This window comes from Chloracidobacterium sp. (genome assembly GCA_025057975.1).
Taxonomy (GTDB): domain Bacteria; phylum Acidobacteriota; class Blastocatellia; order Chloracidobacteriales; family Chloracidobacteriaceae; genus Chloracidobacterium.
This window is the reverse complement of the sequence record JANWUV010000081.1, coordinates 1-509: the sequence shown is the minus strand read 5'-3', so window position 1 is coordinate 509 and position 509 is coordinate 1. Positions and strand designations below refer to the sequence as shown.

The following is a 509-nucleotide window of genomic DNA, read 5'->3' as shown; positions in this document are numbered from 1 at the left end:
ACTGTGTCCCGTACCGTTCTACGAGGCACAGAAGGCGTTTGCGGAGAAGAAGGTCTGGATTCTGACGCTTTTCACCAAGCGCGGCAGCGGCGCTGCTTGGCGTGAGGCGACGGGACGCGAGATCTGTGCAGGCGACACCGTCATGGTTGATCGTGAGGTCGGGTGCTACAGGGAGGAAGTCGGCTGGACTGCAAGTCCGAGTGACCGCCCGAATACGATTATCGACCGCTGGGAGAACAACGGCCACCAGCTCGTCCGAGCATGGGTCTGCGTTGATGGCAGCCAACAGCCGGTAGAGATTGACCAGCGCGTTGTTGGGCCGCGCGCACGGATCGAGGATCACCGCTGCTTCACGAGGCAGTGGATGGAGCTCAACGAACACTTGTGTGCGGCAGAGGAGAAGGCAATAAACCTCGCAAATGCTCTCGGGCTAGGTAACGATGACCCCATCCGCCGCTCTCTTGTCTTGGCTGCGCGCTGGCACGACGTTGGCAAGGCGCTTACACGAA

1 protein-coding gene is annotated in these 509 nt (G+C 60.5%); it reads left to right on the top strand.

Features of this window, described 5'->3' with window-relative positions; translation table 11 throughout:
- A partial coding sequence (locus NZ585_15200) for a hypothetical protein (GenBank protein MCS7081374.1) occupies positions 1-509 on the top strand: 509 nt, incomplete at both ends.